The sequence below is a fragment of the Vibrio sp. 10N.247.311.13 genome, assembly GCF_041467595.1.
GTDB classification, from domain to species: Bacteria; Pseudomonadota; Gammaproteobacteria; order Enterobacterales; family Vibrionaceae; genus Vibrio; species Vibrio crassostreae_C.
In genome coordinates this window covers 1-6,913 of the sequence record NZ_JBFSUX010000102.1, presented here as the reverse complement: position 1 = coordinate 6,913, position 6,913 = coordinate 1, and the positions used below count along the sequence as shown (strand labels likewise).

Sequence of the window (6,913 nt, the reverse complement as noted above, 5' to 3'; positions counted from 1 at the left end):
GCTTGTACGGTGGTGTGAGAGGACGGAGGCCGTGAGGCCTCCTCCTACTCGATTACTTATGATCTAATTCGATGATTAGTGAAGTAGACGAGCACGAATTGTGCCTTCGATCTCTTTCAGTTTAAGCAGAGCTTCTTCTGAACGATTCGCTTCCACGTCGATAACCACATAACCCATATCTGCTGCAGTTTGTAAGTACTGACCTGCAATGTTAATCCCTTCCTCTGCGAAGATGGTGTTAATTTGAGTTAGGATACCCGGACGGTTTTCGTGAATGTGCAGCAGGCGAGAAGCACCTGTATGCAGTGGTAATGATACTTCAGGGAAGTTAACACTTGATAGCGTTGAGCCATTATCAGAGTATTTTGCAAGCTTACCTGCTACTTCAACACCGATGTTCTCTTGTGCTTCTTGAGTTGAACCACCCACGTGAGGCGTTAGGATCACGTTATCGAACTGCATCAATGGGGACTCAAATGGGTCAGCATTGGTTTTTGGTTCCGTTGGGAATACATCGATTGCTGCACCTGAAAGGTGACCAGAATCTAGGGCGCCGCACAGAGCTGGGATATCGACTACCGTGCCACGTGCTGCATTGATAAAGATAGAACCAGGCTTCATGCGCTCGAACTCTTCTTTACCCATCATGTCTTTTGTTTCGTTGGTTTCAGGTACATGCAAAGAGATTACGTCACACTTGTTCAGTAATTCCGTCATGGTATGAACTTGCGTTGCGTTACCCAGAGACAGTTTGTTTTCAATGTCGTAGAAGTAAACACGCATGCCAAGGTTTTCAGCAATAATACCCAGTTGAGTACCGATGTGACCGTAGCCAATAATACCTAAACGCTTACCACGGGCTTCGTAAGAGTTGTCGGCACTCTTTTTCCAGATGCCACGGTGTGCAAGCGCGTTCTTTTCTGGAATGCCACGTAGTAGCAATAGAACCTGACCAAGAACGAGCTCAGCAACGCTTCGAGTGTTTGAGAACGGTGCGTTGAACACAGGGATACCGCGTTTTGCTGCTGCTTGAAGGTTGACTTGGTTAGTACCAATACAGAAACAACCGACGGCAACCAGCTTTTCAGCTGCATCAATAACTTCTTGGGAGATATTAGTGCGAGAACGAATACCAATGAAATGAGCATCTTTTACTGCTTCAAGAAGTTCATCTTCCGGTAGCGAGCCTTTGTGGTACTCAATGTTTGTGTAACCAGCGGCTTGCAGTACTTCTACAGAAGAAGGGTGAAGACCTTCTAGAAGTAGAATTTTAATTTTTTCTTTTTCCAGTGAAACTTTGGCCATTGTTCTCGTCCTTAAAATGGAAAGGTTGGGCAAATGCGGCGCACGTGCTACAAAATGGCTGAAAGGGGAACAAATTCACCACTTTGTTAGGAGACAAACGTTTTCCCTGTGCGTCTTCTGAACAATAAAGTAACAAAAAAAAAATGTTTTGGGTAAGAAAATTACGGAATAAGACATAATTTTACAGCAATAAAGCAAAAAAAACGGCGCCCTAGGGCACCGTATGTAATGAAGTAACAGAAAAACTCAATCTTCTATTATTTATTCTTCGATTTTTGCACCTTCAGGCGTGCCGGTGATAACCACATCAGCACCACGGTGAGCGAACAGACCAACCGTCACCACACCAGCTATACCATTGATGATATCTTCTAGTTGCTTCGGGTTTTCGATCGCCATGCCGTACACATCTAGGATCACGTTGCCGTTATCGGTTGTGCAGCCTTCGCGGTAAACTGGGTCACCACCAAGCTTAACCAACTCACGTGCCACGTATGAACGTGCCATTGGGATTACTTCAACAGGCAGTGGGAATTTACCCAACACATCAACTGCTTTAGTACCGTCAACAATACACACAAACTTATCAGAGATAGCCGCTACGATTTTTTCACGAGTCAAAGCAGCGCCGCCGCCTTTGATCATATCGCGAGTTGGGTTGATTTCATCTGCGCCATCAACATAGATGTCTAGCTTAGCGACATCGTTACACTCATACACTTTGATCTCTAGCTCTTCTAGTCGCTGCGTTGAAGCAACAGAGCTTGAAACCGCACCTTTGATTTTGTCTTTCATTGTGCCTAGTGCGTCGATGAAGTGATTTACTGTAGAGCCAGTACCTACACCTACAATGCTGCCTTCTTCAACATATTGAAGTGCTGCCCAGCCAGCTGCTTTTTTCATTTCATCTTGAGTCATGCCATTCTCCTGAATAAGGTCTTGCGCTTTGAATTGATCGTTTGCGTAATGATGAAGTTAACGTTTAGATATTGAGTTAACGTTTCTATATCGAGGTTAACGTTTGCGGCGCGATTATAGCGCTTTAATGGTTGTTTTCCCATTGCCAAGTTTTACTCGGAGTCACGATTTTAGGTAACGGAATGTCCCATTCTTCAATCGGTAGCGTATCAACATGTTGGCAATCATGAGCCAAACCAATAGGAGCTGCACCTTCGCCCGTCTCGAACCACTTTGCCAAGGTGCGATCGTAATATCCGCCGCCCATACCTAAACGATGGCCATGGGAGTCAAAGCCGACAAGGGGCGTAAGAATAAGGTCGAGTTGCTGACAAGGTTTAACCAGCATTTGATTGAGCTGAGGTTCGACAATACCGTACTTATTCAAGACCGTCGGTGTGGTTGGCGAGTAGTGTAAAAACAGCAGGTGCCCGGCAGAGAAGGGGTGCAATACTGGTAAATAAGTTTGCTTACCTTGCGCCCATAACCATTCGATTAAAGGCTGAGTATCGAGTTCGCCATCGATAGAGATATAGAGGGCAATATGCTGAGCAGACTGAATTTCATCAAGCTGCATGCACTGCTTAACTAAGTCGATACCGGATTGAGTTTGTTGGTCGCCAGATAAGGCATTGCGTTTGATACGGATCTGTTTGCGAAATTCGCTGCGTGTGAGCGTCTTCATAAGAAGGGATACCCCAAAGTGCCGTTGAGAATAGATGGCCCTTGAACCAGCGAGTTCAAGGCGGATCAGCAATGATTACCGTAGGCTTCTCGGTCGGGCCGAGCATGCTCAATAGCACTCAAGTACTAACCCTTAGGGATTGCTTATCGGCTCGGGGACGTGAATCCTCTGACAAACACTCCAGGGTAAATTTTGTGTACGCTATTGCTGTCCGTGCTTAACTTTACTGAGGACATCTGAAAGTGATGTCGTGAGCTGTTCCATTCGCTCGGTCAGTGCGTTTTGTTCATCATTTGCTTCAAACTTCTTGGTTTGTAATTCGTAGCAAATATTCAGAGCTGCGATAGTCAGCAGCTTCACTTCATTGGTTACCTTAGTACGTTCAGCCATCTCTTTCAATCGATTATCAAGATCGGCCGCCGCTGCAATCAATGACTCTTCTTGCCCTGGTGGACAATTCACTCGAGTCAGTTTTCCTAATATTTCAACGTCTACCGCTTGATTACTCATGATGGATGAACTCTTTAACGCGCTATTTTAAGGCTGTTGCCCTTCGCCATTTTTTGAGAAAGAAAAAGTGCAAGTACCGATGAGGAAGCAATCTCCTCTGAGGGAGAAACTATAGGTAAACCGCTATTAAGATTCAAGCTTTTCAGAGTGACTGTTTGTAAATGAGAGCTTGAGCACACAGTAATTCAGCAAATTGAACAATTGGTAGTCAGTCATCCTTCAATTGCTGGGGATCGATGCTTATCAGAATTGGGGTGAAGTGGTACGATTATACTATCGATATAAAGAATAACTGAGCGAGCTATCTGATGAGCGAAACTACTTTACCTGACTACCTAACGGTTGCGACTGAACTTCAATCGGCAAGTCTAGCCGTAACCCCTGCTGAGATGCACGGTTTATTAACGGGTATGTTAAGCGGAGGCTTAAGCCTTGCAGATAAAAGCTGGCAACCACTGATCTTCGATTACACCAATGAAGGCATGGGTTGGCCAGATCGCGCATTAACGCTAGCGGAAGCGACACTGAAAGTAACGACCAGTGAAATCACAGGTTCGGGTATGGAATTGTCTATGTTGCTGCCTGACGAAGACGCAAGCGCAAGCCTATTTGACTTGGCTGATGGTGTGTCTGATTGGATTAACCATTTCATTACTGGTCTAGGCTTGGTTGGCGCTCAATTGAACAAAGCGTCTGACAGTACAAAAGAAGCATTAGCTGATCTAGAAGAGATGGCTAAGCTAGGCATTGACGAAGAAGATGATCTGGAAGAGCAAGCGCAGCTTCTAGAGCACGTTATTGAGCACGTAAAAGCGTGTGCACTAACGATTCATGCTGAATTTGGTGCTCGCCCATCTGAAGATGCGGCGCCTACCATTCATTAATTCGTTGGCCGGTTTGAGGTTATGATGGCTCAGTATGATGTTGTAATTGCTGGTGGCGCAATGGCAGGGGCAACCTTAGCCCTTGCTTTGAATCACCTAAGCCAAGGTTCACTGTCGATTGCGGTAGTGGAGCCTTATCAGGTTTATCATCAAGCTCACCCTGGGTTTGATTCTCGTTCGATTGCTTTGTCCTATGGCACGGTGCAGATCCTGGATTCTTTGCGCTTATGGCAATCTATCGCTCCGGTCGCGACCCCGATTAAAGATATCCATGTTTCGGATCGCGGGCATGCCGGAATGACAGACATCTACAGTGAAGAGCTTGCTGTAGATGCGCTTGGCTACGTGGTCGAGTTAGCAGATGTGGGTCGAATCTATCAGCAGAAACTTGAATCAGAAGCGGCAATTACCATGCTTTGTCCTGAGTCTGTTAGTAAAGTTGAACGTGAAGAAGCGTTGACGACGATTGAACTGACAAGTGGGCAAACAGTAACCACTAAGTTACTGGTTGCTGCTGACGGTGCAATCTCAACCTGTTGCCAACAGCTCAATATCTCATTGAGTGAGCACGACTTTGAGCAAGTCGCTGTGATTGCCAATATTGTGGCGAGTGAACCTCACCAAGGTCGCGCATTTGAGCGTTTTACCCATCATGGGCCAGTTGCTCTATTACCGATGAGTGACAACCGTTTATCGTTGGTTTGGTGTTTAACACCAGAGCAAGCACAAAAAGTGATGACGCTAAACGACAATGAATTTCTTGAGCAATTGCAGAATGACTTTGGCTGGCGACTTGGCCGATTAGAGAAGGTCGGCAAGCGCGCGAGTTACCCTCTGATTCTTCGTCACCGACAGCAAAATATCTCTCATCGATTTGCCATTGTTGGTAATGCTGCTCAAACGCTTCACCCAATTGCGGGGCAAGGCTTTAACCTAGGCATCCGAGATGTGGCTTCCTTGGCAGAAGAGTTGTGTACCCAGTTAGATGATGTAGGTCGTTACCGTGGTCTTGTTAACTTTAGAAAGCGTAGAGAACAAGACCGAGACGCAACGATCACGTTGACTTCAAGCCTAGTTCACCTGTTCTCAAACGATTATATGACCGCTCGCATTGGGCGTAATCTTGGGTTAGCCGTAATAGATAACCTTCCACCACTTAAAGGTCCACTTTTGCGTCATACGCTTGGCCTAGTAGAAAGATAAGGTAATAAATAATGATGCAAAGTGTTGATATCGCGATTGTTGGTGGTGGCATGGTTGGCCTAGCGCTTGCTGCTGCCCTAAAAGACAGTGACCTAAGAATCGCTGTCATTGAAGGCAGAGCGCCTAGTGAAGGGCTGAGTGAGCTGCCTGATGTGCGTGTATCCGCGTTGAGTCGTTCTAGTGAAGTGATTCTTCGTAACCTAGGTGCATGGCAAGGTATCGAACAAAGACGCGCTGCACCGTATCAAGCGATGGAAGTGTGGGAACAAGACAGTTTCGCTCGTATTGAGTTTGACTCGACACGCTTGGCTCAGCCTAATCTTGGTCATATCGTTGAAAACCGTGTGATTCAATTAGCGCTGCTTGATCAGGTTAAGAAACAAGACAACGTCAGCCTGTATATGCCCGCAACGTGTAAAACGATGGCGATTGGTGAAAGTGAAGCTTGGTTAACATTGGACAATGGTCAAGCACTGACAGCTAAGTTAGTTGTTGGAGCAGACGGCGCAAACTCTTGGGTTCGTAAGCAGCAAGATATCCCATTAACACATTGGGATTACGGACACAGTGCGATTGTCGCGAACATCAAAACCACAGAGCCGCACCACAGCGTTGCTCGTCAAATCTTCACGCCTCAAGGCCCATTGGCATTCCTACCAATGCAACCAAGCAACATGAGCTCGATTGTTTGGTCTACGGAACCAAATCGTGCCGAGAAGCTGGTATCCATGTCGGATGTTGATTTTAATAAGCAGCTAACGGCAGAGTTCGACTCGAAGCTTGGATTGTGCGAAGTGGTTGGTGACCGTTTTGCCTTCCCACTGCGCATGCGTTATGCGCGTGACTTTGCGGTAGAGCGTGTGGCTTTGGTTGGTGATGCTGCTCATACCATTCACCCATTAGCAGGGCAGGGCGTGAACCTTGGCCTATTAGACGCAGCAAGCCTAGCGCAAGAGCTGTTAAAGCTATGGTCTGCGGGTGAAGACATTGGCACCAAGCGTAATCTTCGCGGCTACGAGCGCTGGAGAAAAGCAGAGGCGGCGAAAATGATTGCTTCAATGCAGGGCTTTAAAGATCTGTTTGAAGGCGATAACCCAGCTAAGAAGCTGATTCGTGGCATTGGTATGAAGCTTGCGGGCCAATTACCGGGTGCGAAAGATGAGATCATGAAGCGCGCACTGGGTTTGTCTGGCAATCTTCCTGACTTAGCTAAGCGTCCAGTGACTCATCGATAATGACATAGTGTTCTGGTGGTATATCGAATCATCATTGATACGAAAATTGGTACGAAAAAAGGGTTGGCATAATGCCAACCCTTTTTGTTTGTGCGCCGAGCATGGCGTTGATCTAGGAGGTGAAAGTCCTCTAC

The 6,913-nt window shown here is 46.5% G+C and carries 7 protein-coding genes and 1 other RNA gene; 3 read left to right on the top strand and 5 right to left on the bottom strand.

Features of this window, described 5'->3' with window-relative positions; translation table 11 throughout:
- Nucleotides 1–75 precede the first annotated feature (75 nt).
- The 5 genes from serA to zapA all read right to left on the bottom strand — a co-directional run bounded on the left by serA (nucleotide 76) and on the right by zapA (nucleotide 3,457).
- Nucleotides 76–1,305: a phosphoglycerate dehydrogenase gene (gene serA / locus AB6E52_RS22485; RefSeq protein ID WP_102321429.1), complete on the bottom strand. Its 1,230-nt coding sequence runs from the start codon at nucleotides 1,303–1,305 to the stop codon at nucleotides 76–78.
- Nucleotides 1,306–1,566: 261 nt separating this feature from the next.
- Nucleotides 1,567–2,223, bottom strand: a complete 657-nt coding sequence (gene rpiA, locus AB6E52_RS22480) for a ribose-5-phosphate isomerase RpiA (protein ID WP_017059057.1) — start codon at nucleotides 2,221–2,223, stop codon at nucleotides 1,567–1,569.
- Nucleotides 2,224–2,347: 124 nt separating this feature from the next.
- Nucleotides 2,348–2,947 (bottom strand): 5-formyltetrahydrofolate cyclo-ligase, encoded by a 600-nt coding sequence (locus AB6E52_RS22475; protein ID WP_017059056.1) that lies wholly within the window; start codon nucleotides 2,945–2,947, stop codon nucleotides 2,348–2,350.
- Between the two features lie 6 nt (nucleotides 2,948–2,953).
- Nucleotides 2,954–3,137, bottom strand: a non-coding RNA gene (ssrS, locus tag AB6E52_RS22470) — 6S RNA.
- A gap of 11 nt (nucleotides 3,138–3,148) precedes the next feature.
- Nucleotides 3,149–3,457: a cell division protein ZapA gene (gene zapA / locus AB6E52_RS22465; RefSeq protein WP_004735366.1), complete on the bottom strand. Its 309-nt coding sequence runs from the start codon at nucleotides 3,455–3,457 to the stop codon at nucleotides 3,149–3,151.
- A 308-nt stretch (nucleotides 3,458–3,765) separates the two neighbouring features.
- Here zapA and AB6E52_RS22460 point away from each other — a divergent pair, with 308 nt between their 5' ends.
- From AB6E52_RS22460 to AB6E52_RS22450, 3 genes are read left to right on the top strand one after another with little or no spacing between them, the layout of a single operon-like run.
- Nucleotides 3,766–4,341 (top strand): YecA family protein, encoded by a 576-nt coding sequence (locus AB6E52_RS22460; RefSeq protein WP_017059055.1) that lies wholly within the window; start codon nucleotides 3,766–3,768, stop codon nucleotides 4,339–4,341.
- A gap of 24 nt (nucleotides 4,342–4,365) precedes the next feature.
- On the top strand, nucleotides 4,366–5,544 hold the full coding sequence (ubiH, locus tag AB6E52_RS22455) for a 2-octaprenyl-6-methoxyphenyl hydroxylase (protein WP_102321428.1): 1,179 nt from the start codon (nucleotides 4,366–4,368) through the stop codon (nucleotides 5,542–5,544).
- 11 nt (nucleotides 5,545–5,555) lie between these two features.
- Nucleotides 5,556–6,779: an FAD-dependent 2-octaprenylphenol hydroxylase gene (locus AB6E52_RS22450; protein WP_102321427.1), complete on the top strand. Its 1,224-nt coding sequence runs from the start codon at nucleotides 5,556–5,558 to the stop codon at nucleotides 6,777–6,779.
- Nucleotides 6,780–6,913: the final 134 nt, after the last annotated feature.